The organism is Cupriavidus sp. CPT47-8839-RL05A (genome assembly GCF_058792255.1).
In genome coordinates this window covers 19,175-43,721 of record NZ_JBYTEG010000030.1, presented here as the reverse complement: position 1 = coordinate 43,721, position 24,547 = coordinate 19,175, and the positions used below count along the sequence as shown (strand labels likewise).

General features: G+C 66.1%; 20 protein-coding genes. 9 read left to right on the top strand and 11 right to left on the bottom strand.

Annotated features, from left to right (window positions below):
* Positions 1-15: 15 nt before the first annotated feature.
* The 7 genes from AC3WVS_RS28520 to AC3WVS_RS28490 all read right to left on the bottom strand — a co-directional run bounded on the left by AC3WVS_RS28520 (position 16) and on the right by AC3WVS_RS28490 (position 8,419).
* Positions 16-855: an OmpW/AlkL family protein gene (locus AC3WVS_RS28520; RefSeq protein WP_492321324.1), complete on the bottom strand. Its 840-nt coding sequence runs from the start codon at positions 853-855 to the stop codon at positions 16-18.
* 87 nt (positions 856-942) lie between these two features.
* Positions 943-2,223, bottom strand: a complete 1,281-nt coding sequence (locus AC3WVS_RS28515; protein WP_492321323.1) for a DUF2957 domain-containing protein — start codon at positions 2,221-2,223, stop codon at positions 943-945.
* A gap of 37 nt (positions 2,224-2,260) precedes the next feature.
* Positions 2,261-3,613, bottom strand: coding sequence for a DUF2957 domain-containing protein (locus AC3WVS_RS28510; protein ID WP_492321322.1), 1,353 nt, complete (start codon positions 3,611-3,613; stop codon positions 2,261-2,263).
* 250 nt (positions 3,614-3,863) lie between these two features.
* Positions 3,864-4,760: a DUF1571 domain-containing protein gene (locus AC3WVS_RS28505; RefSeq protein ID WP_492321321.1), complete on the bottom strand. Its 897-nt coding sequence runs from the start codon at positions 4,758-4,760 to the stop codon at positions 3,864-3,866.
* Between the two features lie 206 nt (positions 4,761-4,966).
* Positions 4,967-5,941 (bottom strand): TetR/AcrR family transcriptional regulator, encoded by a 975-nt coding sequence (locus AC3WVS_RS28500; protein WP_492321320.1) that lies wholly within the window; start codon positions 5,939-5,941, stop codon positions 4,967-4,969.
* 268 nt (positions 5,942-6,209) lie between these two features.
* Entirely contained in the window at positions 6,210-7,805 is a 1,596-nt protein-coding gene (locus AC3WVS_RS28495; protein ID WP_492321319.1) for a GMC family oxidoreductase, read from the bottom strand.
* A gap of 8 nt (positions 7,806-7,813) precedes the next feature.
* Positions 7,814-8,419, bottom strand: coding sequence for a hypothetical protein (locus AC3WVS_RS28490; protein WP_492321318.1), 606 nt, complete (start codon positions 8,417-8,419; stop codon positions 7,814-7,816).
* Positions 8,420-8,534: 115 nt separating this feature from the next.
* Here AC3WVS_RS28490 and AC3WVS_RS28485 point away from each other — a divergent pair, with 115 nt between their 5' ends.
* The 6 genes from AC3WVS_RS28485 to AC3WVS_RS28460 all read left to right on the top strand — a co-directional run bounded on the left by AC3WVS_RS28485 (position 8,535) and on the right by AC3WVS_RS28460 (position 14,437).
* Positions 8,535-9,608 (top strand): AraC family transcriptional regulator, encoded by a 1,074-nt coding sequence (locus AC3WVS_RS28485; RefSeq protein ID WP_492321317.1) that lies wholly within the window; start codon positions 8,535-8,537, stop codon positions 9,606-9,608.
* Between the two features lie 258 nt (positions 9,609-9,866).
* Positions 9,867-11,441, top strand: a complete 1,575-nt coding sequence (locus AC3WVS_RS28480) for a flavin-containing monooxygenase (protein WP_492321316.1) — start codon at positions 9,867-9,869, stop codon at positions 11,439-11,441.
* Between the two features lie 63 nt (positions 11,442-11,504).
* The gene (locus tag AC3WVS_RS28475; protein ID WP_492321315.1) at positions 11,505-12,395 is read left to right on the top strand and encodes an SDR family NAD(P)-dependent oxidoreductase; all 891 of its coding nucleotides are present in this window, start codon (positions 11,505-11,507) and stop codon (positions 12,393-12,395) included.
* Positions 12,392-13,354 (top strand): alpha/beta fold hydrolase, encoded by a 963-nt coding sequence (locus AC3WVS_RS28470; RefSeq protein WP_492321314.1) that lies wholly within the window; start codon positions 12,392-12,394, stop codon positions 13,352-13,354. Before AC3WVS_RS28475 ends, AC3WVS_RS28470 begins: the two co-directional genes overlap by 4 nt.
* A gap of 46 nt (positions 13,355-13,400) precedes the next feature.
* Positions 13,401-14,276, top strand: a complete 876-nt coding sequence (locus tag AC3WVS_RS28465; RefSeq protein WP_492321313.1) for a metal-dependent hydrolase — start codon at positions 13,401-13,403, stop codon at positions 14,274-14,276.
* Complete coding sequence (locus AC3WVS_RS28460) at positions 14,273-14,437, top strand: rubredoxin (RefSeq protein WP_035817912.1); 165 nt, start codon at positions 14,273-14,275, stop codon at positions 14,435-14,437. The genes AC3WVS_RS28465 and AC3WVS_RS28460 overlap by 4 nt, the downstream gene beginning before the upstream one ends.
* Before the next feature lie 106 nt (positions 14,438-14,543).
* On the opposite strand, the gene yidC is transcribed toward AC3WVS_RS28460, so the two are convergent.
* From yidC to rpmH, 4 genes are all read right to left on the bottom strand, one after another.
* Complete coding sequence (gene yidC / locus AC3WVS_RS28455) at positions 14,544-16,211, bottom strand: membrane protein insertase YidC (RefSeq protein WP_492321312.1); 1,668 nt, start codon at positions 16,209-16,211, stop codon at positions 14,544-14,546.
* A 21-nt stretch (positions 16,212-16,232) separates the two neighbouring features.
* Positions 16,233-16,544 (bottom strand): membrane protein insertion efficiency factor YidD, encoded by a 312-nt coding sequence (gene yidD, locus AC3WVS_RS28450; protein WP_492321311.1) that lies wholly within the window; start codon positions 16,542-16,544, stop codon positions 16,233-16,235.
* A gap of 10 nt (positions 16,545-16,554) precedes the next feature.
* Positions 16,555-17,019, bottom strand: a complete 465-nt coding sequence (gene rnpA / locus AC3WVS_RS28445) for a ribonuclease P protein component (protein WP_492321353.1) — start codon at positions 17,017-17,019, stop codon at positions 16,555-16,557.
* 173 nt (positions 17,020-17,192) lie between these two features.
* Entirely contained in the window at positions 17,193-17,327 is a 135-nt protein-coding gene (gene rpmH, locus AC3WVS_RS28440; RefSeq protein ID WP_008650850.1) for a 50S ribosomal protein L34, read from the bottom strand.
* A gap of 814 nt (positions 17,328-18,141) precedes the next feature.
* Here rpmH and dnaA point away from each other — a divergent pair.
* The 3 genes from dnaA (at position 18,142) to gyrB (ending at position 24,123) form a co-directional block, all read left to right on the top strand.
* The gene (gene dnaA, locus AC3WVS_RS28435; protein ID WP_492321310.1) at positions 18,142-19,896 is read left to right on the top strand and encodes a chromosomal replication initiator protein DnaA; all 1,755 of its coding nucleotides are present in this window, start codon (positions 18,142-18,144) and stop codon (positions 19,894-19,896) included.
* 368 nt (positions 19,897-20,264) lie between these two features.
* Positions 20,265-21,380 (top strand): DNA polymerase III subunit beta, encoded by a 1,116-nt coding sequence (gene dnaN, locus AC3WVS_RS28430; protein WP_492321309.1) that lies wholly within the window; start codon positions 20,265-20,267, stop codon positions 21,378-21,380.
* A gap of 217 nt (positions 21,381-21,597) precedes the next feature.
* A complete protein-coding gene (gene gyrB / locus AC3WVS_RS28425) occupies positions 21,598-24,123 on the top strand; it encodes a DNA topoisomerase (ATP-hydrolyzing) subunit B (RefSeq protein ID WP_492321308.1) in 2,526 nt (841 codons plus the stop codon).
* Positions 24,124-24,547: the final 424 nt, after the last annotated feature.

Genomic DNA, 24,547 nt, shown 5'->3' with positions numbered 1-24,547 from the left:
TTCTTCTTTCAGCCGTCAGAACTTGTACGAAGCCGCCAAAAAGAACACCAGCGGATTCGGCTCCAGCTTGGTCTTCGACGTCGACAGCACGGTCCCGTCGGCCGCCTTGATCGTCATCGTCGACGTCGTCTTCAGCGGGATATAAGTCACCGCCGCCGTCAGCCCCCAATGCTCGTCGAAGTTGTAGGTGCCGCCGATATTGAACACCGGCGCCCATGACGACGATGCATCCGCACTCACCGACGTCGGCCCCGGGATGCCCGCCCCCGCCGCCAGGATCGCGCCGAGGTTGTTGTTGACCGAACTCGCAAACGCCGGATTGACCTCGATGTTGGTAAAGAAGTTGTATGACACCCCCACCCCCAGGAACGGGCGGAAACGCGTGCCCGGATCGAGGAAGTGGTATTGCACCATCGCCGCCGGGCTCCACTGGCGTGCCTTGGTGACGATGGGGTTCAGCGACGGATCGCCCAGGCTCTGGCGCCCGAGCGCGCCGGCCGGGCCGGGCGGGATCAGTTCGCCGTGGCCGTAGAGCTTGAACTCCGGCGGGATGCCGCCCACCGCGGTGATCGCGATATGGTCGGAGACGAAGTGGCTGAAGGTCAGCCCCAGCGTATTGGCGTTGGATGACGAGATGCTGCTGCCCGGTGCGGTGAAGCTGGATGGCAGCCCGAGCGGGTAGTTGATCGGCACGTCGAGCAAGGTGGTGGTCAGCGGACCGCTCTGGCCGTGGGTCTGGATATGGAACCAGCCCGCGGATACCACGTTGTCGCCCTTCTTCTGGGCATGGGCAGGCAGGGCGAAGCTGGCCAGCGCGGCCAGCATCAGTGTGAGCGTGAGGCGTATGGTTTTCATCTTGTGTCCCCCGGCATTGGATGTCTCTGTATGGTCGAATCGTGGCGCAGTGGCCCGGGCTGCAATGGCCCGGGCCTGGTAGCGTGCTTACTGCACGAATGCGCCGACGGTGAAGTACGGGCCGCTGTCGCGCTGTTCCAGGAAACCGAACACGCCGCCGGTGAACATCAGCTTGCCGGTCGGCGGCGAGCCTGCGGGTGCATCGCGCCGCGAAGTGCGGACCACGCCGGGCACCTGCTGCGAGAAGTCCAGCCGGTACGGGATGGCGAGCGACGCATCGTGCGGCCGGAACGGATCCATCATGGTGGCCGCGGCGCCGATCAGTGCCGTCACGCGGTAGTTGAAGTTGCTGTCGACGCCGACGTATTCGCCGTTGACCGTGCCCTCGCTGACCGCTACCGCCGGCGCCATCATGCCGATGCCGATCTCGTCGTCGGCACCAAGCGGGCCGTTGGCGAGCGTGTCATTGGCATAGCCCACGCGGATCATGATCGGCACCAGCTGGCCGCGCAGCTTGCCCACGATCAGGTAGGCCTTGCCCAGCGTGCCGCCCAGCGTGGGCGGCTGGCTCTCGGCCTTGTAGTTGGTCGACAGCAGCGCGCCGCTCGCCTGCGGCACGAAGTTGTTGCCCTTGCGCTCGCACGTGTTGGTGGCGTTGTCGCAGACGGTGAACGAACCATCGGCAGCCAGCGCCATGCGGTAGTCCTGCGCCACCAGCTGGAACTGCTTGGACGGCACCTCGTGGAAGCCCGTGCCGTTGTACTGGCCGGCAATCTTCGACAGGTCGGTCTCGGTCTGCGCGAAGCCGATGAACTGGAAATACGGGAAGGTGGTGTCCGGCACCGCGCCGGCGCCCAGCACGCCGTTGAACTGGATGCGCGCGCCCGGGATGGTGCCGCCCACCACGCCTTCGCCGACAAAGAGCTTGGCCGGACGGGTCGGATCGAGGCTGGCGCCGCTCAGCTCGAACGCGCACTGGTTAAGCTTCTCGGTCGGCAACCCCGTCTCCGCCTTCAGCGTGCCGCGCATCACGTTCTGCCCGTTGGTGGGGTCGCTGCGCGTGGGCTGCACGGTGCCGGTCTGGCGCGGCACCGAGGAATCCACGAAGGTCACCTGCCAGGTCTTTTTGGTGGTGTCGATCTGCACCTTCACCAGCTCGCCGGAGCCGGTGCCGCCGGTGAAGGTGGTGGTGTAGTCGAGCGATGCCGGGCACAGCCGCGTCTGCACGGCGGCCGGCGTGGACGGCGCGTCGTCGCCGCCGCCGCCACCGCAGGCGGCGAGCATGGCGGCGGCGGCCACGGCCAGCGCACGCGCCGGCACCGTGGATGGGCGCGAGGCCCGCGGCAGGATCAGTCGATGGGGTTGCATGGCGTGGTCTCCTCGGTCTTGTGTGTTCTTGGTGGACTCAGGGTGCTGCCAGCACGCCGACGCGGAAGGTCGGGCTGGCGCTGCCGGCGCCGGACAGGTGGCTGAACACCCGGCCGCTGGCAATCAGCGCACCGGTGGTGCCGCTGTTGTCGGTGGTGGCGATCATGCCCGGCGCGTTCTGCGTGAAGTCGAGCTGGAAGGCTCCGGTCTGGTTCATCGTCATCGGGTCCAGCAGCTCCACGCGCGCGCCCTTGACCAGCGAGGCGGTGTAGACAAAGTCGCTGCCCGAGCCGATATAGCCGCCGTCAAGCCGGCCGCTGGCCAGCGCCTTCGCCGGCGCCATCAGTGCCAGGCCCGATTCGTCGTCGACATTGACCGTCAGCGGCAGCAGCGAGATCTGCGCGTAGCCGGTGCGCACCAGCAGCGGCACCAGCGCGCCGTTGAGCTTGCCCACCACCATCAACCCCTTGGCGCGGCTGGCGTTGTTGCTGGTGATGGCCGCACTCTGGAACGACGGGTAACGGCGGCTGCCATCGGCATTGCTGCTTTCGAAGGCGCCATCGGCGCTGCGCAGCTTCCAGCTGTTGCCGGTGCTGAGGCAGCTGCCGGCCGCGGCGGTGCAGCTGCCGTCGGCGTTCAGCGTCTCGGTGGTCTGCGCGGTCGCGGGCGTGAAGTGGCTCGACGAAGTCAGCGAGCCGCCGGACGGCACCTGGTGGTAGCCCAGCAGGTTGTAGCTGCCGGCCACCTTGGTGAAGTCGGTCTCGGTCTGCGCGAATGCCAGCACCGGGTAGAACGGGAACGTGGTGGCCGGGATCGCGCCCAGCCCGAGCACGCCCGGATAGGAGATGGTGGCACCCGGGATGCCGCCGCCGGCAACGCCGTTGCCCAGGAAGATCACCGGCGGCTTCGCGCTGTCGATATTCGCCTGCGAGGTGCCGTCAGACGCCGTTGCTGTCTGCAGCGCAACCGCGCAGCGGTTCTGCTCGGCAGTCGGCAGCGAGGTCATGTTGGCAAAGGTGCCGGTAAAGGTCACGCCCGCGCGCGTCGGGCTGACGCTGCCGGGTTGCTTGGGCACCGGCGACTCGATGATCTCCAGCTGGTAGGTGCGGGCCGCGGTGTCGAAGCGCAGCTTGACCAGTTCGCCCGCGCCGGAGCCGCCGGTGAAGGTGGTGCTGTAGTCCAGTGCCGCCGGGCACAACGACCCCGGCGGGCCGCCGATGGTGACCGGCCCCTGCGCGGGGCACGTGCCCGTGTCAGCGCATTGCGGTGCCTGCGTGCCGGCGCGCGGCGCCTCTTCATCGCCGCCGCCGCCACCGCAGCCGGCCAGCGCCGCGGCAAGGCTCACCCCTGTCAAAACCAAAGTACTGCGTCGAAGCATCGACATGGTCATTGCCTGTCTCCTGATTTTTTCCTGGCGACCCCTGTTTCTGGATCTGGTGTCCGGCTCTGCGGCCGGATCCCTCCCGGGTGCGGCGACTCTCGCCGCTCGCGTGTTTTTGCGTCAATAGAGCGGCCGTTCCAAACAGGCGCGCCTGGCGTGCATGCCGCATGTGGCTGTGGATTGCGGGTGTTGCACAGACTGCGCGGCAAAGCGGCGCGGCCACCGATTCAAACGCACGGTGCGCGCCGCTTTGCCGATATCAGAAGCGATAGTCAGGATTGGCCGGATCGAACGCCGAGGCCTCGAAGGTCTTGCGCACCAGCTTGTCGAACACGATCTTCTCGACCATGTTGCCGTCGGCATCCCAGGCCGTTTCCACGCGGATATAGGGATGCTTCAGGTCCAGCATCAGCTGCACCTTCTTGGCGTAGTACTGCGGCGCGCCGGCCGGCAGGTCCCAGGTCAGCGCCACCATGCGCACGCCCTGCTCCTGCACGATCTCGGCCTTGCTGTATTTCTCGGACAGGCCGGCGGCACGCAGGGACCTGGCATCGCGCTCCAGCATCGACAGCACGAACTGGAAGCCCAGGTCGCGCACGGTGTGGTTGGACTGCGAACGCGCCAGGGTGCCGTCCAGCGCGATCCACATCGAGGTGAAGCCCAGCACGCCGCCCAGGTGGCCGTACATCTCGTCCTTGCGGCGGGTCTCGTCGTAGATGATTTCCTGGCCCGACTGCGCGCCGCCGGGCAGCCACTTGGCATAGAGCTGGCGCGGCTGGTGGCGGTAGCGGATCTGCATCTTGGCGGGCTGGTCCTGCCACTGGTTGTTGAGCCGCTCCTGGCGCGACATCCAGTACTCGTACTCGGGATAGCGGTTCATCTCGGCACGGGCCCATTTCAGCAGCGCATCCGGCTGCAGCGCCTGGAACACGGCCAGCACCTGCTCATCGGACAGCCGCGCGAGTTCGCCGCTGGCGACCTGGCGCGAGAACAGTGCGGCTTGCTGTGCGGATGTTTGGCCGTCATAGCCCGTGCCCGCGGCGGCGGTGGTTGTGGCCGTCTGGGCCATGGCCACGGGGGGCATGGCCAGCGGTGCGGCCAGCAGTCCGATGACGGCACCGGCGACGGCGGCAAGGTAAAGCGGTTGGATCGACATGGCAGCTTCCTCCTCAAGATGTCCGCCAGGAGGCGGAGCGCGGGCAACGCAGGGACGAACGGGGCCACCGCCGCGCCCTTGGAAAATCCGATAAGGCGCACGGGGTCCGCGGGGCCTGTGCGTGGCCTCGCTGGATGGATCGACGGTTCAGGTTTGCGTGAGCGCGGTGGCGCCGGCCCGGCGGTAACCGGGCGCGGCGCGCGCCGCTATGTCCTGGTGCGCATTCGCATCCAGTCATCCAGCGGGTTGCTGGGGAAGCTCACGGTCTGCTCGCGCGCGCGGACCGGCATGCTGGTCACGGCTGCGCGTTTGGTGCCCTCATTGCGCACGGTGCGTGCGCTGATGCGGGCCTTGCCGAGGGCGGCGGCGGTCTGGCTGGCCGCATCGCCCATCGTTGCCGCCATTGCGGCATAACTGGCACCCGGGTCATCGGCAGACTGCGCAGCGGCCAGCCTGCTGGCGCGCTGCTCGGCCTGCTGCTGCTCGCCGAGCTCGAACACCGACTGCAGCGCCGAGAACTCATCCGCGCTGGGTTGCGCCACGTTCAGCACGGCTTCCACCATGGCGGTGAGCTGGGCCAGCACGTGCGCATCGCTCATCTGCCGGCCCTGCGTGAACGCCGGCAGCAGGTTGGTGAGTTCTTCGCCGGCCAGCACGCCGGCCAGCGCCTTGAGCGCAAACTGCAGGCGCCAGCCGAGCTCATGCCGCGGCAGCCCCGGAATGGCGCGCGAGAAGGCGTCGAAGAAGCGCCCGTACACCGGGGCGTAGTGCTCCAGCAGGTATTGCTGGATAAAGGGCGAGGTGTCCGAATACACGCGCCCGAGCAGCCGCAGGAACGACGGCCCGCCCACCGACGGGTCGCGTGCCATCTGCAGCGCGGGCACGAACAGCGCACCCATCACGTGTTCGCAGCGGATGCTGTTGCCGGGCCAGCGCGCTTCGCACGCATCGAGCAGCGCCAGGCGCCGCGCGTTGAGCGGGTCCAGCCGCCGGCTCAGCACGGCGTGCATCATGATGTCTTTGCTGCGGAAGTGGTAGTTCACGGCGGCCAGGTTGACGATGGCGCGCGACGTGACCTGCCTGAGCGAGGTGGCTTCATAGCCGACCTCGGTAAACAGCTTTTCCGTGGCGTCGAGAATCCGGGCCTTGGTGTCTCCTGCCGAGCTTTTGCCGGTCTTCATGGGGGCGTCTCTCGTTGTTGCTGCCGTAAACCCCTTAGCAATTTGCTACGCTGTTCCGCTCCCTGCTCTGACGGCATACGGATGCTTGAAACAGCTGTACGAAGCCTATCCAGCGCTTCGAGCGTTTCACAAGAGCTGAATTGGAGTGGACATTCTAATTGCGCCACTGGCGTGGGGAATCGCACAACAATGTCGCCCGCAGCCTGCATCGAGCAGCCATGCCGGATGCCTGCAACGCAGGACATTGCAGGCTTGCGCGGCCAATACCTCATGACGTGAGGCGCCGTGCCAGCGCGTGCGCATTCTGTGCCGTCAGCGCGAACACCGACAATTGGGGATTGGCCCCCACGCTGGTCGGGAACACCGAGCCGTCGAACACCGACAGGTTGGCCAGCTGGTGGTGGTTGCCATGGCTGTCCACCACGCCGCCGCGCGCATCGTCGCTCATGCCGCAGCCGCCCATCAGGTGCGCGGTGAACAGCGCGGTGCGGAACGGCTTGAGCGGCAGTTGCGCGATGGCGTCGCGCGCCTCGGGCCAGCTGCGGTACTCGGCGGCGTCCAGGTGGGCGGGCCGCACCCGCTCCGCGCCGGCGGCAAACTGCGCCTGCGCCATGCTCAGCCACGCGCGCCGCACGCCGTCCCAGGCGTAGTCGCTCATCTCATAGTCCAGCAGCGGGCTGCCGTCGGCCGCCAGCCGCACGCGCCCGCCCGTGCTCTCTGGCACGAAGCCGTCGCGCAGCAGTGCCAGCATGGCGTTGGTATGGGGCAGTTGCGCCATGTCGCGGCGCAGCGCCTCGCCCACGCCGTTGAGCACGCCCGCGCTGATGCCGGGGAACATCGGCGGCACCTCCAGCTTGTAGCCCATCGGCCCGGTGGCGCCATCCTTCCACTGGAAGTGGTCGGAAGCGATCGACTGCGGTGCGCCATAATAGGGATCAATGCGCTCTGGCATTTTCGCGATACTGATATTCACCGGGTGGATAAACGTGCGCAATCCCAGCCGCTCATGCGGGTCCGGCACGCGCGAGCGCAGCAGCAGCGCCGGCGTGTTGATGGCGCCGCCGGCGGCGATGAAGTGTTTGGCGCGCACGACCACGCCGACGCCGGTGGGCGTATAGCCGTCCGCGCCCAGCGCTTCGCCGGTGACCGACTGCACGCGCTTGCCGTCATGGTCCAGCGTGCGCACGCGCACGCGGTGCACCAGCGTCGCACCGCTGGCCAGTGCCGCCGGGATGGTCGACACCAGCATCGACTGCTTGGCATTGACCGGGCACCCCAGCCCGCAATAGCCGGAGTTCCAGCAGCCCTTCACGTTGCGCGGGATCACGTGCCATTCCCAGCCCAGTGTCGAGCAGCCGCGCTTGAGCACGTCGTTGTTGGGATTGGGCGCCATCGCCCATGGCGCGATGCCCAGGCGCTCTTCCACTTTCCTGAACCACGGCGCCATGTCGGCCTCGCTGTGGCCGGTGACGGCGTGGTGCGTGGCCCAGTGCGCCAGCGTCTGCGGCGGCGTGCGGAAGCTCGATGACCAGTTGACCGTGGTGCTGCCACCGACGGAGCGGCCCTGCAGGATGGCGATGGCGCCGTCGGCCGTGGTGCGGGCCGCGGCCTCCTGGTAAAGCTCGCGATAGGCGCGGTTCTCGTCCATGTCGCGGAAGCTGTCCGAGGTGCGCAGCGCGCCCTCTTCCAGCAGCACCACGCGCAGGCCGGCGCGGCTGAGCGCCTCGGCGCTGATGCCGCCGCCCGCGCCGCTGCCGACGATGACGACGTCGGCATCCAGCGTGCGCGTGGTGGTGAAGGTGGCAGCGTCCAGTACCTTCCAGCCGGCGGCGATGCCGGCGTCGTAGAGATTGTCGATGGCCATGTCGGGGATCAGGCGTGCAGCGCCTTGTAGACGGCCGCGTTGGGGCCGGGATAGCCGCTGCCCGCCCACGCGGCCGGCAGCACGTAGTAGCCCACGCTGGTGAGCTTGACCAGTACCACCGCGCCGGCATTGAGCGTGGCCAGGCGGCTGGCGCGCCAGCGCGCCAGGAAGGCCTGCACCTGCGGGGGCGTGGCCGCGCTCCAGTCCTGGCGGATGCCGGTCAGCGCCCAGCGCAGCGGCATGCTGGCAAGCAGGCCGAACAGCTTGCGCAGCTCGGCTTGCGCACCCGCGCCCATCGCAGCGCAGGTCGCGTCGATATTGCGCAGCGCGTCCTGCTCCAGGGCCGCGCGCCGCGGCGGCGGCGCTTCGGCCAGCTCGGTGACGATGGCCGGCAGCAGCGCGCGGAACATCGCCACGTCTTGCGGGCGCAGCCAGGTCATGCCGGCCTGCGGCGCGGGATCTGCCGACGAGCAGCCGGCCAGCGACGGCACCAGCGCGGTACAGGCCAGCGCGGCCGAGAAGCCGAGGCCGACTTTCAGGAAGCCGCGCCGCGTCAGCGCGTGCAGCGCCTCGGCATCGGCATCCGCACGGCGGTGTGGATGATTGGGGGCCATATTGTCTCCATGCGTCGGTCTCTTGTATTCAGGCGGGGGCAGGCCCGCATTGACGCTACCCGGAGTTTGGATAAAGATCGGTGCCCGGTCTTGATCCCGCACGACAGGTGATTTGATGCCACGCGCCAACCAGCTCGACGGCGGTGCCAGTGGTGCGCAAGCGGGCACCGCACTGGGCACCGTCTCGCTCGCCTACCTCCGCGCCGTGCTCGACCACGGCGCGCGCCAGGGCATTGCCCCGGCCGACCAGCTGCGCGCCGTCGGCGTGCCGCCCGAGCTGCTGCACGCCACCGGTGCGCAGACCGCCACGCGCATTCCCGGTGCCGCCTACCTGGCGCTGCTCGACTGGCTGGAGCAGGTCACCGGCGATCCCGATGTCGGCCTGCGCGCCGGCGCCGCCTTCGCGCCGCGCCACTATGCCGAGATGGGCTACGTGGTGCTGACCACGCCCACCGTGCGCGACGCCATCCTGCAAGGCATCCGCTATGAGGTGCTGGCCAACGATATCGGCGGCACCCGCCTGATCGAAACGCCGCAGGCCGCCTGCATGACCTGGGAAGCCCGGCATGGCCCGCTGTCGCGCCATGCGCATGAGCTGCACATGGCAACCTGGGTGGTGTTCGCGCGCTGGCTGATCGGTGAGCAGTACGTGGCCACCCAGGTGGAATTCCCGCATCCCGCGCCGGCCGATACCCGCCTGCATGCCGAGGTGTTCGGCTGCCCCGTGGTCTTCAACGCCGCGCGCCATGCCATGCATATCGAACGGGCCTTGCTCGACCTGCCGTCGCTGCAGGCCGACGCGGGCATGCAGGCCCAAATGACGCGCATCGCCGATACCCAGCTGCAGCAGATCGCGCCGGCCGGGGCCGACGCCTTGGCGCAGGCGCGTGCCTATATCAGCGGGCGGCTGCCGCAGGGCGAACTGCCGATTGCCGACGTGGCCACGCACCTGGGCATGCCCGTGCGCACCCTGCAGCGGCGGCTGCAGGCGCAGGGCATCAGTTATTCACAGCTTGTGGATAACGTGCGGCGCGCGCTGGCGGAGCAGTATCTTGCCGATCCCGGCATCAGCCTGGCGCAGTGCGCGATGCGGCTGGGCTATTCCGAGCAGAGTGCCTTCACCCACGCCTTCAAGCGCTGGACCGGTGAAACGCCGCACGGCTGGCGCCGCAAGGGACAGGCGGCCTAGCGCCCCGATATTGCGGCCACGCCTTCGTGATCCGCGAAGCCTGAAAAAAATCTCCCGGTTTCAAACGCACGACCGAATCCCACGGCGCAAGCGCCTGCGGGGTGGCATCACCTTGTTTTATGTGCGTGAAACGCCGCTGGAAATCCCCAGAAATTAGAACCATCCTTCAACTCACGGCATTGACCACCTGCCCTGCGCTTCCTACGATGACATCAATCAATGTCACAATAAACACTGTAATAACGGTGAGGAGCGCCCATGAATGCACCCGCGGAGTTGCCGCAGCAGGCATCCCCTGCCCTTGAGCACACAGACATTGCCATCATCGGCAGTGGCTTTGCCGGCCTCGGCATGGCGATACGGCTGCGCGAGCGCGGCGAGCGCAACTTCCTGATCTTCGAAAAGGCCGGCTCAGTCGGCGGCACCTGGCGCGACAACCATTACCCGGGCTGCGCCTGCGATGTGCAGTCGCACCTGTATTCCTTTTCATTCGCGCCGAACCCGGACTGGTCGCGCATGTTCTCGACCCAGCCGGAGATCCGCGCCTACCTGGAAGGCTGCACCGACCGCTTCGGCCTGCGCCCGCACCTGCGGCTGCACCATGAACTGCGCCACGCCGCCTGGGACGAGGCCGCGCAGGTGTGGCGCCTGGAGATGGCCGACGGCAAGGTGGTGCGGGCGCGCGTGCTGGTCTCCGGCATGGGCGGGCTGAGCCGTCCTTCCTACCCCAATATCCCCGGGCTGGACTCGTTCGAGGGCGAGTGCTTCCACTCGCAGCACTGGAACCACGCCTATGCGCTCGCCGGCAAGCGCGTGGCCGTGATCGGCACCGGCGCCAGTGCGATCCAGTTCGTGCCGCAGATCGCGCCCCAGGTGGCGCAGCTGGACCTGTACCAGCGCACCCCGCCGTGGATCATGCCCAAGCCGGACCGCGAGGTCAGCGCGGCGGAGCGCTGGCTGTTCCGCCGCCTGCCGTTCACGCAGACGCTGGTGCGCACCGGCATCTACTGGATGCTGGAATCGCGCGTGCTGGGCTTCGTGCTGCATCCCAGGATCATGAAGGTGGTGGAGCGCGTGGCGCGCCGCCATCTGGCCAGGCAGGTGCGCGACCCTGCCTTGCGCGCGACGCTGACGCCGGACTACACCATCGGCTGCAAGCGCGTGCTGATCTCCAACGACTACTACCCGGCGCTGACGCGCGACAACGTGGACGTGGTCACCACCGGCATTGCCCGCGTGGAGCGCGACGCGGTGGTGCTGCGCGACGGCACGCGCCGGCCCGCCGACTGCATCATCCTGGGCACCGGCTTCCATGCCACCGACCCGATGCCGCGCGGCGTGATCTCGGGCCTTGACGGCGTGGACCTGGTCGATGCCTGGCGCGACGGCGCGCAGGCCTACCTGGGCACCACCGTGGCGGGCTTCCCCAACCTGTTCTTCGTGGTCGGCCCCAATACCGGCCTGGGCCACAGCTCGATGGTGTTCATGATCGAGTCGCAGGTGGCCTACATCGTCGACGCCCTGCAGCAGATGCGCCGCGAAGGCGTGCAGGCGGTGGACGTGCGCGAGCCGGTGCAGCGCCGCTTCAACGAACGGCTGCAGGGGCGGCTGGGCCATGCGATCTGGTCCGCCGGCGGCTGCGCCAGCTGGTACATCGACCCGCGCAGCGGCCGCAACACCACGCTGTGGCCGGGCTTCACCTGGCAGTTCCGCCGCGCTACGGCGAGCTTCCGCATGACCGAATACGACCTGTACCCGGTGCGGCACGCATTGCCGGACGAGACCGCAATGCAGCCCGGGTCGGCCGATATCGCCACGGTCGCCGGTGCCTGATGCACACGCGCATTCCCCCCGATTCACACCCAAAAGAACGACATCACCGGAAGGAGACCGGACATGAAGGACTTCCGCAACAAGGTTGCCGCCATCACCGGCGCCGGCTCTGGCATCGGCCGTGCGCTGGCGGTGGCGCTGGCACGGCAGGGCTGCCACCTGGCGCTGTCAGACCGCAACGAGGCCGGGCTGGCGCAGACCGTGGCCCAGGCCATGGCCGCCGCACCGCAGGCCCGCATCACGCAGCACACCGTGGATGTGGCCGACCGCGCCGCGGTCTACGCGTGGGCCGCCGCGGCCGCCGAGGCCCACGGCCGCATCAACCTGATCTTCAACAACGCCGGCGTGGCGCTGTCCAGTACCGTCGAGGGCATGAGCTACGACGACCTGGAATGGATCATGGGCATCAACTTCTGGGGCGTGGTGTACGGCACCAAGGCCTTCCTGCCGTACCTGAAGGCAAGCGGCGACGGCCACGTGGTCAATACATCGAGCATCTTCGGCATCTTCGCCCAGCCCGGCATGGGCGCCTACAACGCCAGCAAGTACGCGGTGCGCGGCTTCACCGAATCGCTGCGGCAGGAACTGGACCTGATGGACTGCGGCGTGTCGGCCACCACCGTGCACCCGGGCGGCATCAAGACCAATATCGCCCAGGCCAGCCGTGTGTCATCCAGCGTCAACGGCTTCCTGGTGCGCGACGCCCAGCATGGCAAGGATGAGTTCGAGAAATTCTTCATCACCTCGCCCGACAAGGCCGCGCGCGTGATCCTGGAAGGCGTGCGCCGCAACCGCCGGCGCGTGCTGATCGGACCTGACGCCTACGCCGCCGATGCCATGGCACGGCTGCTGCCGGCTGCCTACCAGTCGCTGGTGGTGCGCGAAACGCGCCGCAAGCGCGATCTGGGCCCCGCTGCGGCACCGGCCTCGATCGGCCAGGGAGAGCGCCCGTGAACCGGCTTGCGATCGAACAGGATGCTGCGCTGCTGGCGCCACCGGGGGCGCTGACGCGCTGGTTCGGGCAAGGCCGCGTAGGGCTGTTCAGCCTGTCGCGCGCCACGCTGGCGCAGCGCCATGCGCTGCCAGCCTCGCGCTGGGTGCGCGTGCTCGATGCGATGGTGCACTACACCGATGAAGGCCCCGCCGACGGCGAGACCCTGGTGCTGATCCACGGCTTCGCCGCTTCGCTGCATACGTGGCAGGGGATGGTGCCGATGCTGGCGCAGCGCTATCGCGTGCTGCGGCTCGACATCGCCCCGTTCGGGCTGACCGGGCCGCTGCGCGATGCGCGCGGGCGCATCGAAACCATGGACGTGCACCGCTACCGCGATTTCATCGATGCCTTCCTGGCCGCGGTGAACGTGCGCCGCGCCAGCATCATCGGCAATTCGCTGGGCGGGCTGATCGCGTGGGACCTGGCGGTGCGCCGGCCCGATGCGGTCGACAAGCTGGTGCTGATCGACGCCGCCGGCTTCCCGATGCGGCTGCCGATCTACATCGACCTGTTCCGCCATGCGCCGGTGCGCTGGTCGGCACCGTGGATGCTGCCCGAGTTCATCATCCGCGCCGCCACGCGCGACGTCTATGGCGATGCCTCGCGCGTGCCGGAATCCACCTTCCGCCGCTACGTTGATTTCTTCTACGCCGAAGGCAGCCGCGAGGCCGTCGGCAAGATGGTGCCCAGGCTGGACTTTGCCCAGCTTGACACCCACCTGCTCGGCAGCGTGCGCGCGCCCACGCTGGTGCTGTGGGGCGAGCGCGACCGCTGGATCCCGCCCGCGCACGCGCAGGCCTTCACCGAGCGCATCCCCGGCGCGCAGCTGCGCCGCTACGCGGGGCTTGGCCACGTGCCGATGGAAGAAGACCCGCAACGCGTGGCGGCAGACCTGCTGCCATTCCTCGCCAGCCAATGAATTGCGCCGGCGCAGCACGCGCCGGCCGTCACCCAAGGAGACCGCCATGATGCCAGTCCGCCGCGACGTGCATCCCCACCTGCCGCCAGAACGCATCAGCGACTGGCACGAACGGGGCCGTCACGTCACCCATTTCATCAACGCGCTGTCGATCTTCTTCCCCGCCGGGGAGCGCTTCTTCATGGACAGCGTGCGCAACTACCGCGACCAGGTGAAAGACCCCGAACTGAGCCGCGCCATCGCCGGCTTTATCGGCCAGGAAGCGATGCACACGCGCGAGCACATCCTCTACAACCGGCTGATGGAAGACGCCGGCCTGCCCGCCGCGGCGCTGGACCGCACGGTGTGGAAGCTGCTGGACCTGCTGCGCAAGATCCTGCCCAAGTCGTGGCAGCTGGCCCATACCATCGCGCTGGAGCACTACACCGCGATGCTGGCCGGCGGCCTGCTGCAGGATCCGCGCCACATGGGCGCGGCCTCCGAGACCGGCTACCGGCAGGTGTGGACCTGGCACGCGCTGGAAGAAACCGAGCACAAGGCGGTGGCCTACGATGTCTGGAACACGGTGATGAAGCCCGGCCCCTACCGCTACTTCCTGCGCACCTTCACCATGCTGACCACCACCGTGACGTTCTGGGCCATGGTGTTCGTGTTCCACATCGCGCTGGTGATGGGCGACAAGGGCTGCCGCAACAAGCTGACCGGGTTTGGCAGCGTGCTGCGCTTCCTGTGGGCCTCGCCCGCGGTGCTGCCCAAGATGATCCCGGAATGGCTCAGCTACTTCCGCCCCGGCTTCCATCCGTGGGACGACGACAACCGCGCCGAGCTGGCGCGCATCGCCCCGCTGGTCGAAGAAATCGAAAACACCGCGCGCGCCGCCGGTGTCTCCACCCGAGCGCCCTCGCTGCGGGGGGCCGCATGACCATCTGGCAGTGCCGTATCTGTGGATTCGTTTATGAAGAAGCGCTCGGCATGCCCGAGCACGGGATCGCGCCCGGCACACCGTGGGGCGCGGTCCCGCTGGAGTGGAGCTGCCCGGACTGCGGCATGGCGAAAGCGGATTTCGACATGGTTGCGCTATAGGCGGGCGGTGATCAACGAGGGGTGATGGCTGTCAGCGCCCCGATCCGCCAAACAAAAAGCCCGGCATCACTGCCGGGCTTTTCACGTGCCGCAACCTGCAACAGCTTCAGCTCTTCGCCACCACTGCCGCCTTGCCCTTGCCGAGCATGCGGTTGATCTGCCATTGCTGCGCAATCGACAGAATGTTGTTCACCACCCAGTACAGCACCAGGCCGGCCGGGAAGAAGAAGAACATCACCGAGAACACCAGCGGCATGATCATCATGACCTTGGCCTGCACCGGGTCCGGCGGGGTCGGGTTCAGCTTGGTCTGCACAAACATCGACACGGCCATCACGATCGGCAGGATGTAGAACGGATCCGGCACCGACAGGTCATGGATCCAGCCCAGCCACGGCGCGCCGCGCATTTCCACCGACGACAGCAGCACCCAGTACAGCGCGATGAACACCGGGATCTGGATCACGATGGGCAGGCAGCCGCCGAGCGGGTTGACCTTCTCGGTCTTGTACAGCCCCATCATCTCCTGGTTCATCTTCTGCGGGTCGTTCTTGTAACGCTCGCGGATCGACGTCATGCGCGGCTGCAGGTCCTTCATCTTGCCCATGGACTTGTAGCTTGCCGCCGACAGCGGGAAGAACACCAGCTTGATCAGCACCGTCAGCGCGATGATCGACCAGCCCCAGTTGCCCAGGAAGCCGTGCAGCTTCTCCAGCAGCCAGAACAGCGGCTTGGCCAGGATGGTCAGCCAGCCATAGTCCTTCACCAGCTCCAGGCCCGGCGCGATCTTCTCGAGCATGTGCTCTTCCTGCGGGCCGGCGAACAGGCGTGCATCGGTAGTCACCGTGGCGCCCGGGGCCAGTTCACCCAGCGGCTGCTGCACGCCCACGCGGTACAGGTGCGGGTCGATCTGCTGGACGTAGAAGCTGTGCTCCTTGCCGGTCTGCGGGATCCAGGCCGAGGCAAAGTAGTGCTGCACCATCGCCACCCAGCCGTTGTTGGCGGCGGCCGGCACGCTGGCCTTGCCCTTGGCGATGTCTTCGAAGTCGATCTTGTGGTACTTGTCGGCGTCGGTGTAGACGGCAGGGCCGGTGAAGGTGCTGTAGAACTGCGACTGCTCGACCTTGCTGCCGTCGCGCGCCAGTTCCAGGTACAGCGTCGGCGAGACCGGCGCGGCACCCGCGTTGGTCACCGCGAACTTGGTGTCGACCACATAGCTGCCCTTGCGGAACACATAGGTCTTGACCAGCTTCACGCCGTTCTTCTCGGCGGTCAGCGCCACTTCCAGCTGCTCGGCGCCGTCCAGCGTGCGCGGGCCCGGGGCGGCGGTGAACACCGTGGTGTGGTTGGGCAGGTCGCCGCCGATCAGGCCCGAGCGTGCCATGTAGGTGCGCACGTTGTCGCGCTCGAACAGCACCACCGGCTTGCCGTCCTTCTCATGCTCCTTGAGCAGCTCCAGGCGCGACACGATGCCGCCGGCGGTGTCGATCTCGGCGCGCACCGTGTCGGTGGTCACCACGACCTTCTCGCCGGTGGGCTGGGCCGCGGCCTGCGGCGCGGCCGGGGCAGCGGTACCCGCTGCGCCTGGCGCCACGTTGGCCTTGGGCACGTCGCCCTGCGCGGCAGCGCCGCTGGCGGCGGGCGCCGAGGCGGCCTGTTGGGTCGTGCTCGGGAAGAACATCGACGCATGGCCTTGGGAGCGCTGCCAGTTGTCGTAGAGCAGCACGAGGGACATCGAGAAGATGACCCAGAGGATGGTGCGTTTGATATCCATGTCTGGCTGTGGTCGGAGAAATCAGGGTCTGGGCAGACGGATCGCAACAGGCGCATGGCCTGCGGCGGCATGGACGGAACGGCCCGCGTGGGTGTCCGGCCTGGCAGTGTCGTCAGCTTCCGTGCCCGGCACGGGATCATACCCGCCTTGGGCGAAAGGATGGCAGCGGCACAGCCGGCAGGCGGCCATCCAGCTGCCGCGCGCGGCGCCGTAGTGGATGACGGCGTCGCGGGCGTACTCGGAACAGGTCGGCAGGAAGCGGCACTGCGAGCCCAGGTAGGGACTCAGGGCGATCTTGTAGATACGCAGCAGGACTAGCAGGATTCGCTTCATGGCAGGCGGTTCAGGCCGGAAGGCCTGGTGGCAGGCTTTGCGAGGGGCTCGCCGGTGGCGCCGCGGGTGGCGGTGCCGAGGGCGAGGCAGGCGGTGCGGGTGGCGGCAGCGGCTTGGCCGCTACGTCGAGCAGGCTGGCGATTTCCGCCGCGCATGCCCTTCGGACCGCCGCGCGCGTCGCAAATTCCGCGCGCGGAAACTTGGCTTGCAGGCGCAGCAGCACGTCGCGCCCCGCCAGGTGCTCACGGCGCTGGCGGAACAGCTCGCGCGCCATGCGCTTCACCAGGTTGCGCTCAGCCGCGCGCGGCGCGAACTTCTTGCCGACCACCACGCCAAGCCGTCCTTCCGGACGGTCATTGGCGCGCACATAGAGCACGAAATGCGGGCTGCGCCGCCGGGGCCGCAAAGCAAAAACGGATGAAAACTCATCCGTCTTTGTTAGCCTCGCGGCTTTGGGGAAAGCATGGGCTGACACGCTGGGTGACACTGGCGAGCGCTGGCGAATACTACTGCTGGCGCAAAAGCGGCGCCCTGCGGCAAGCTGCCGGCCGACCTGAAGCCGAGGCGGTGGGCATTGACGGCTGCGCGGCACGGCTGCGGTACGCTGCAGCCGGCGCCGGGCGCGCCGTCAGGCCGGTCGCCCGGGCCTCAGATGGCCAGGCGCTTGCGGCCCTTGGCGCGACGTGCGTTGATGACGGCACGGCCGCCGCGGGTCTTCATGCGCACGCGGAAACCGTGGGTACGCTTGCGGCGGGTAACGGAAGGTTGGTAGGTACGTTTCATGTTGCACTCTCTGGTTGATCTTGGCTCGCCCGACTCCGGCCGGTGCCGGGGTGCCGTGGCCGCCGCGTATGGTTCGCATGGGGCTGCCGCTTGCGAGGAACTGCAGCGGCGTATCCGACGATTCTGGTTCTGTCTTGCTGCCGGCCGTGCTTACGCGTGTGCAGGTAGCTAACCTGTTAGCGCGGACGGCACGAACAGGCCAGACCGGCGATGCGCATACGTGATCCCCTGCCGCATCGCAGAACCCGCCATTTAAACGATTTTCTCCGGCGCTGTCAAGGCGCAAGTCTGTGTGCAAGGGCACAATTGCCACAGCGCCCTGTGGCCCGTGGTGCCCCATTGTCCACAACAGCCGGTGGGTAACTGCATGTGTCCCGAAGGCCACCTCCAGCGCAGTCATCCACAGGCGAAGTCCCTGTTTTGCCTGAGATTTTGCCCATTTCCACACCCCGCAAAGCCGCATCACGGCAAGGGTTGTGCACACAAATCCACCGCATTTGCACAAGTTGTCCACAGACTTATCCTTTGTGGATAACTCAGCGGCGGGTATACAATCCGGGTCCAAACACAACACGGGCTGCGTGGCGCAGGCGCAACCCGGGCCCCCACCGCGGCAACGCATGACTGAACGCACGCCAGTGCGGCGAGCCTGAAGGCTCGCTGGCGGCTGCATGGCATGCCGCGGAGGCCTAGCCGAAGGGAATTAATTCCCAATACGGCTGGGGCGGCCCGGATAGCGCGGCATATACGCCGCTTGTGGCGTGCCCGGGCTGCTGAAGAAGCGGACCCGGGTGCGATTACCAAACAACAAACAATGCAAGATTTCTGGCAGGCGGCAGCAGCGCAACTAGAGCGCGAGCTGACGCCGCAACAGTTCAAAACGTGGATCAAGCCGCTGGCGCCCGTTGCGTTCGATGAAGAAACGCACGCGCTGCGCATTGCCGCGCCCAACCGTTTCAAGCTGGACTGGGTCAAGAGCCAGTTTTCGGGGCGCATCACCGCACTGGCCTGCGAGTACTGGGAAGCGCAGGTCAGCGTCCAGTTCGTGCTGGATCCCGCCGCGTCGGGCCGTGCCGCTGCCTATATGCAGCCGGCCCAGCCCGGCATGGGCCCGGGCGGCATGGATGGTCACGCAGCACCGGGTACGGGCATGGGCGGCTATCCCGGCGCCCAGCCGATGAACGGCCAGCCCCCGTTTGCCATGCCCGGCCAGCCGGGGCAGCCCGGCTACGGCGACTACCCCGCCGCAGCCGCGTACGGCATGGGCCAGCCGCAGTACGGTAACCCCGCCGGCATGCCCTCAGCGGCGCCGGTCCCGGCCGGCGCGCGCGCCCAGGGTCAGTACCCGGGCCAGCATCACGCGCAGCACGGCGCCGACATGGCCGAGATCGACGTGGTCCACATGGACCCCGCCGAGGCCAGCGCCCGCTCCTACCGCCAGGCGCAGCACCAGCCGCAGCACCCGCAGCATCAGTCCCCGCAGCACCAGCCCCAGATGGGCGGCGCCACGCCGATGCCGGGCCACCAGCCCAGCGACACGGTGCATGAGCGCTCGCGCCTGAACCCGATCCTGACCTTTGACAACTTCGTCACCGGTAAAGCCAACCAGCTGGCGCGCGCCGCGGCCATCCAGGTGGCCAACAACCCGGGCAAGTCGTACAACCCGCTGTATCTCTATGGCGGCGTCGGCCTGGGCAAGACCCACCTGATCCACTCCATCGGCAACCACATGCTCATGGAGAACCCGCGCGCGCGCATCCGCTACATCCACGCCGAGCAGTACGTGTCCGACGTGGTCAAGGCCTACCAGCGCAAGGCGTTCGACGAGTTCAAGCGCTACTACCACTCGCTCGACCTGCTGCTGATCGACGATATCCAGTTCTTCTCCGGCAAGAACCGCACGCAGGAAGAGTTCTTCTACGCCTTCGAGGCCCTGATCGCCAACCGGGCGCAGGTGATCATCACCAGCGATACCTACCCGAAGGAAATCAGCGGCATCGATGACCGCCTGATCTCGCGCTTCGACTCGGGCCTGACCGTGGCCATCGAGCCGCCCGAGCTGGAAATGCGCGTGGCCATCCTGATGAAGAAGGCCGCCGCGGAAAGCGTCAACGTGCCCGAAGAGGTCGCGTTCTTCGTCGCCAAGCACCTGCGCTCCAACGTGCGCGAGCTGGAAGGCGCGCTGCGCAAGATCCTGGCCTTCAGCAACTTCCACGGCAAGGACATCACCATCGAGGTGACGCGCGAAGCGCTCAAGGACCTGCTGACCGTGCAGAACCGCCAGATCTCCGTGGAGAACATCCAGAAGACCTGCGCGGATTTCTACAACATCAAGGTCGCTGACATGTACTCGAAAAAGCGGCCTGCCAATATTGCACGGCCGCGCCAGATTGCGATGTACCTGGCCAAGGAGCTGACGCAGAAGAGCCTGCCCGAGATCGGCGAGCTCTTTGGCGGCCGCGACCACACCACCGTGCTGCACGCCGTGCGCAAGATTGCCGACGAACGCAGCAAGGACGCGCAGCTGAACCACGAGCTGCACGTGCTGGAGCAAACGCTCAAGGGCTGATGCATGGCCGATGCCCGGGGTACCCCCGGGAAGGCGTTTTGAAGGGCCGGCCCCTCGGGGCTGGCATACTGTAGGGTGCGCGCCACGGACATCCCGTGGCGCCTGGGGAATTAACGTCAGCGACGCCGGGGCAAGTGTCCGGAAAATGGCCACTGATAAGGCTTTGCGGTGAGTCGGGACGGGATGGCAAGTACGGTTTGCGCCAGCGTGGCTTTTTGTGCACAGCTGGCCCGCCCGCCGGTCCCGCCCCGCTTCACCGCAGCGGCTTATCCTTGGTACAATGGCATATTAACTCCTTGATTCCTAAGTGAATTCGGAGTTGTTTGCGTTCTGCGGTCGCCGATTACAAACGACGAAGGATAAATTCAATGCAATTGGTCAAAACCTCGCGAGACAACCTGCTGCGTCCGCTGCAAATCGTGAGCGGCATCGTGGAGCGCCGCCACACCCTCCCGATCCTGGCCAACCTGCTGATTCGCAAGTCCGGGTCCAACGTTTCCTTCCTCTCGACCGACATCGAGATCCAGATCACCACGCATGCGGAATGCGGCGTCGGCAGCGACAGCGTTGCCACCACCGTGGCCGCGCGCAAGCTGCTGGACATCCTGCGCGCCATGCCTGACGGCGACGTGGCCCTGTCGCTCAACGACAAGCGTATGACCGTGCAATCCGGCAAGAGCCGCTTTGCCCTGCAGACGCTGGCCGCAGAGGAATTCCCCACCGTTGCTGAAGCCAGCGAATTCAACGCCAGCGTCAGCCTGCCGCAGAAGACCTTCAAGCACCTGCTGGCGATGGTCCACTTCGCCATGGCGCAGCAAGACATCCGCTACTACCTGAACGGCATGCTGCTGGTGGTGGAAGGCAAGAAGGTCATGGCAGTCGCCACCGACGGCCACCGCCTGGCCTACTGCGGCGTTGAACTGGAAACCGAAGCCGCCGGCGTCGGCTCGCGCCAGGAAGTCATCATCCCGCGCAAGACCATCCTGGAACTGCAGCGCCTGCTGGAAGACAACGACGATCCGGTGACGGTGCAGCTGGCCGCCAACCAGGTCAAGTTCACGTTCGCCAATATCGAACTGATCTCCAAGCTGGTCGAAGGCAAGTTCCCCGACTTCCAGCGCGTGATCCCCAAGGGCTACAAGAACGCCTTCGCGATCGACCGCGTGCGCCTGCAGCAGGCGCTACAACGCACCGCGATCCTGACCACCGACAAATTCAAGGGCGTGCGCTGCATTCTGGACACGCACATGCTCAAGATCAGCTCCACCAACGCCGACCAGGAAGAGGCGCAGGAAGAGCTGGAACTCGATTACTCGGGCGACGCGCTCGATATCGGCTTCAACGTGACCTACCTGCTCGACGTGCTTGCCAACCTGAAGACCGAGCAGGTGCAGGTCAGCCTTGGCGACTCGAATTCGAGTGCGCTGATTACCGTGCCGGAAGACGACAACTTCAAGTACGTCGTCATGCCGATGCGCATCTGATGATCCGGTAACAGGACTACAGATACAGAGATACCGGAGCAGCAAACGGCACGCTACGACACCCGCCTCATCGCGGGACGTCTCTTCGCAGCGGGGGCAGGATCGAAAACGATCTGCCCCTTTTGCCGTTTTTAGTAACCCGCCATGCGGAAAGCCAGACGCCCTGCCAGTGTGCCGGCGCGGCCGGGTTTTCGCATCAGCCGTTGAGTAGAAAGACATGACCGAACAGCAGAAACCGCAACAGGAAAACACCTACGGAGCCTCTTCGATCCAGATCCTGGAAGGCCTGGAGGCGGTACGCAAGCGCCCGGGCATGTATATCGGCGACACCTCCGACGGCACCGGCCTGCACCACCTGGTGTTCGAGGTGCTGGACAACTCCATCGACGAAGCGCTGGCCGGCTACTGCACCGAGATCCAGGTCACCATCCACAGCGACAACTCGATCTCCATCGTCGACAACGGCCGCGGCATCCCGCCCCTGGTCAAGTTTGACGACAAGCACGAACCCAAGCGCAGCGCGGCGGAAATCGCCATGACTGAGCTGCACGCCGGCGGCAAGTTCAACCAGAACAGCTACAAGGTATCCGGCGGCCTGCACGGCGTGGGCGTGTCCTGCGTGAACGCACTGTCCAAGTGGCTGCGCCTGACCGTGCGCCGCGATGGCCAGGTGCACCTGATCGAATTCGCCAAGGGCGACGTGCAGAACCGCATCGTCGAGACTGTGCCCGGCCCCGACGGCCAGCCCGTTGAAGTCTCGCCGATGAAGATCATCGGCGCCACCGACAAGCGCGGCACTGAAGTCCACTTCCTGGCCGACGAAGAGATCTTCACCAACGTCGAGTTCCACTACGAGATCCTCTCCAAGCGCATCCGCGAGCTCTCGTTCCTGAACAATGGCGTGCACATCAAGCTGGTCGACCAGCGCACCGGCAAGGAAGAAGACTTTGCCTTCTCCGGCGGCGTGAAGGGCTTTGTCGAATACATCAACCGCTCCAAGAGCGTGCTGCACCCCAACATCTTCTACGCCAATACCGAAAAAGACGGTATCGCCGTGGAAGTGGCCATGCAGTGGAACGACGGCTACAACGAGCAGGTGCTCTGCTTCACCAACAACATCCCGCAGCGGGATGGCGGCACCCACCTGACCGGCCTGCGCGCCGCGATGACCCGCGTCATCAACAAGTACATCGAAGAAAACGAAGTCGCCAAGAAAGCCAAGGTGGAAACCACCGGCGACGACATGCGCGAAGGCCTGTCCTGCGTGCTCTCCGTCAAGGTGCCCGAGCCCAAGTTCAGCTCACAGACCAAAGACAAGCTGGTCTCGTCTGAAGTGCGCCTGCCCGTGGAAGAACTTGTCGGCAAGGCCCTGAACGACTTCCTGCTGGAAACCCCGGGCGACGCCAAGATCATCTGCGGCAAGATCGTAGATGCCGCCCGCGCCCGCGAAGCCGCCCGCAAGGCACGCGAAATGACCCGCCGCAAGGGCTTGATGGACGGCATGGGCCTGCCCGGCAAGCTGGCCGACTGCCAGGAAAAAGACCCCGCCCTGTCAGAACTCTTCCTGGTGGAGGGCGACTCCGCAGGCGGCTCCGCCAAGCAGGGCCGCGACCGTAAGTTCCAGGCCATCCTGCCGCTGAAGGGCAAGATCCTGAACGTAGAGCGCGCCCGCTTCGACAAGATGCTGTCCAGCCAGGAAGTGCTGACGCTGATCACCGCGCTGGGCACCGGCATCGGCAAGGACGACTACAACCTGGAAAAGCTGCGCTACCACCGCATCATCATCATGACCGACGCGGACGTGGACGGCTCGCACATCCGCACGCTGCTGCTGACGTTCTTCTACCGGCAGATGCCTGACATCATCGAGCGCGGTTATGTGTATATCGCGCAGCCGCCGCTGTACAAGATCAAGCATGGCAAGGAAGAGCGGTATATCAAGGATGATGTCGAGCTCAATGCCTACCTGCTGAAGCTGGCGATGGAGAAGGCGTCACTGGTGCGGCCGGATGGGTCGGAGATCAGTGGGGATGCGCTGACCGAGCTGGCGCGGCAGTATCAGCTGACCGAGGGCGTGATTGGCCGCTTGTCGCGCGTGGTGGATACCGACGCCCTGCGTGCCATTGCGGACGGCGTGACGCTGGATCTGGATAGTGCTGCGGCGGCGGAGGCTTCAGCGGTGGCGCTGAAGGCTAAGCTGGCGGAGATGCATGCCAAGACGTTGATTGGGGCTGCGGTCAACGACGATGGTACGGCTGATGTGTATGCGCAGTTTGATGAGAAGACTGACAAGCATCGGCTGATGATTGCGCGGCGGCATCATGGCAATGTGCGGTTGTCGCACCTGGATGCGGACTTTGTTCACGGGGCGGATTATGCGGCGCTGTCGAATGCGGCCAAGACGTTCCAGGGGCTGACGCCTGAGGGGACTAAGGTGCAACGCGGGGAAGGGGACAAGCTGAGGGATCAGACTGTCAATGACTTCCATGGGGCGATGCAGTGGTTGCTGGCTGAAGCCGAACGCGGAGTTTCGCGTCAGCGCTATAAGGGTCTTGGTGAGATGAACCCTGAGCAGCTGTTTGAGACGACGCTCGACGTTACCCAGCGGCGACTGTTGAAGGTGCAGATTGAGGATGCTATTGCGGCGGATCAGATCTTCACTACGCTGATGGGGGATGAGGTGGAGCCGCGGAGGAATTTTATTGAGTCCAATGCGTTGGTGGCGCGGAATATTGATGTTTGATTGATGTAGTGTAGATAAACCCATAACCTGAGAATCTTGGACCCATAAACTGAGAAGTTTATGGGTCTCTTTTATTGATAGTCCCGAATTATGGATAATTCTATGGCTTGCATCGGTGCCTCCCACGTGTCTGCGAAACATGGAATCTGGCGAAGTCGGTGACGGTGGAGTGCTATTCCCCCCGTAAAGTAAGGGTCGGTCGCTGGTGACTTCGATTAGTTAGTCCGACGCGCCAAATAGTTAGTCCGACATTTCCGTAAATCCTCTTGTATTCAAGGATTTAGGATGTCGGACTAACTAATCAAAATGCTTCTTTAAGCATATTTCGTCGACATCAATTCGGCGCTCTCGTAGTCCTTCCAAGCCGGCACACCTTCCCCCCACCCGTGCCGCACATTTCCGGTCTAAAGAAGTTCGGTTGACA

What these genes read in the sequence shown, in the direction of transcription:
- gyrB (WP_492321308.1), top strand. Translation starts at nt 21,598, where the DNA reads ATGACCGAACAGCAGAAACCGCAACAGGAAAACACCTACGGAGCCTCT.
- AC3WVS_RS28515 (WP_492321323.1), bottom strand. Translation starts at nt 2,223, where the DNA reads ATGCAACCCCATCGACTGATCCTGCCGCGGGCCTCGCGCCCATCCACG.
- AC3WVS_RS28480 (WP_492321316.1), top strand. Translation starts at nt 9,867, where the DNA reads ATGAATGCACCCGCGGAGTTGCCGCAGCAGGCATCCCCTGCCCTTGAG.
- AC3WVS_RS28510 (WP_492321322.1), bottom strand. Translation starts at nt 3,613, where the DNA reads ATGACCATGTCGATGCTTCGACGCAGTACTTTGGTTTTGACAGGGGTG.
- AC3WVS_RS28495 (WP_492321319.1), bottom strand. Translation starts at nt 7,805, where the DNA reads ATGGCCATCGACAATCTCTACGACGCCGGCATCGCCGCCGGCTGGAAG.
- AC3WVS_RS28475 (WP_492321315.1), top strand. Translation starts at nt 11,505, where the DNA reads ATGAAGGACTTCCGCAACAAGGTTGCCGCCATCACCGGCGCCGGCTCT.
- dnaN (WP_492321309.1), top strand. Translation starts at nt 20,265, where the DNA reads ATGCAATTGGTCAAAACCTCGCGAGACAACCTGCTGCGTCCGCTGCAA.
- AC3WVS_RS28500 (WP_492321320.1), bottom strand. Translation starts at nt 5,941, where the DNA reads ATGAAGACCGGCAAAAGCTCGGCAGGAGACACCAAGGCCCGGATTCTC.
- AC3WVS_RS28520 (WP_492321324.1), bottom strand. Translation starts at nt 855, where the DNA reads ATGAAAACCATACGCCTCACGCTCACACTGATGCTGGCCGCGCTGGCC.
- AC3WVS_RS28485 (WP_492321317.1), top strand. Translation starts at nt 8,535, where the DNA reads ATGCCACGCGCCAACCAGCTCGACGGCGGTGCCAGTGGTGCGCAAGCG.
- AC3WVS_RS28465 (WP_492321313.1), top strand. Translation starts at nt 13,401, where the DNA reads ATGATGCCAGTCCGCCGCGACGTGCATCCCCACCTGCCGCCAGAACGC.
- yidC (WP_492321312.1), bottom strand. Translation starts at nt 16,211, where the DNA reads ATGGATATCAAACGCACCATCCTCTGGGTCATCTTCTCGATGTCCCTC.
- AC3WVS_RS28460 (WP_035817912.1), top strand. Translation starts at nt 14,273, where the DNA reads ATGACCATCTGGCAGTGCCGTATCTGTGGATTCGTTTATGAAGAAGCG.
- dnaA (WP_492321310.1), top strand. Translation starts at nt 18,142, where the DNA reads ATGCAAGATTTCTGGCAGGCGGCAGCAGCGCAACTAGAGCGCGAGCTG.
- yidD (WP_492321311.1), bottom strand. Translation starts at nt 16,544, where the DNA reads ATGAAGCGAATCCTGCTAGTCCTGCTGCGTATCTACAAGATCGCCCTG.
- AC3WVS_RS28490 (WP_492321318.1), bottom strand. Translation starts at nt 8,419, where the DNA reads ATGGCCCCCAATCATCCACACCGCCGTGCGGATGCCGATGCCGAGGCG.
- AC3WVS_RS28505 (WP_492321321.1), bottom strand. Translation starts at nt 4,760, where the DNA reads ATGTCGATCCAACCGCTTTACCTTGCCGCCGTCGCCGGTGCCGTCATC.
- rpmH (WP_008650850.1), bottom strand. Translation starts at nt 17,327, where the DNA reads ATGAAACGTACCTACCAACCTTCCGTTACCCGCCGCAAGCGTACCCAC.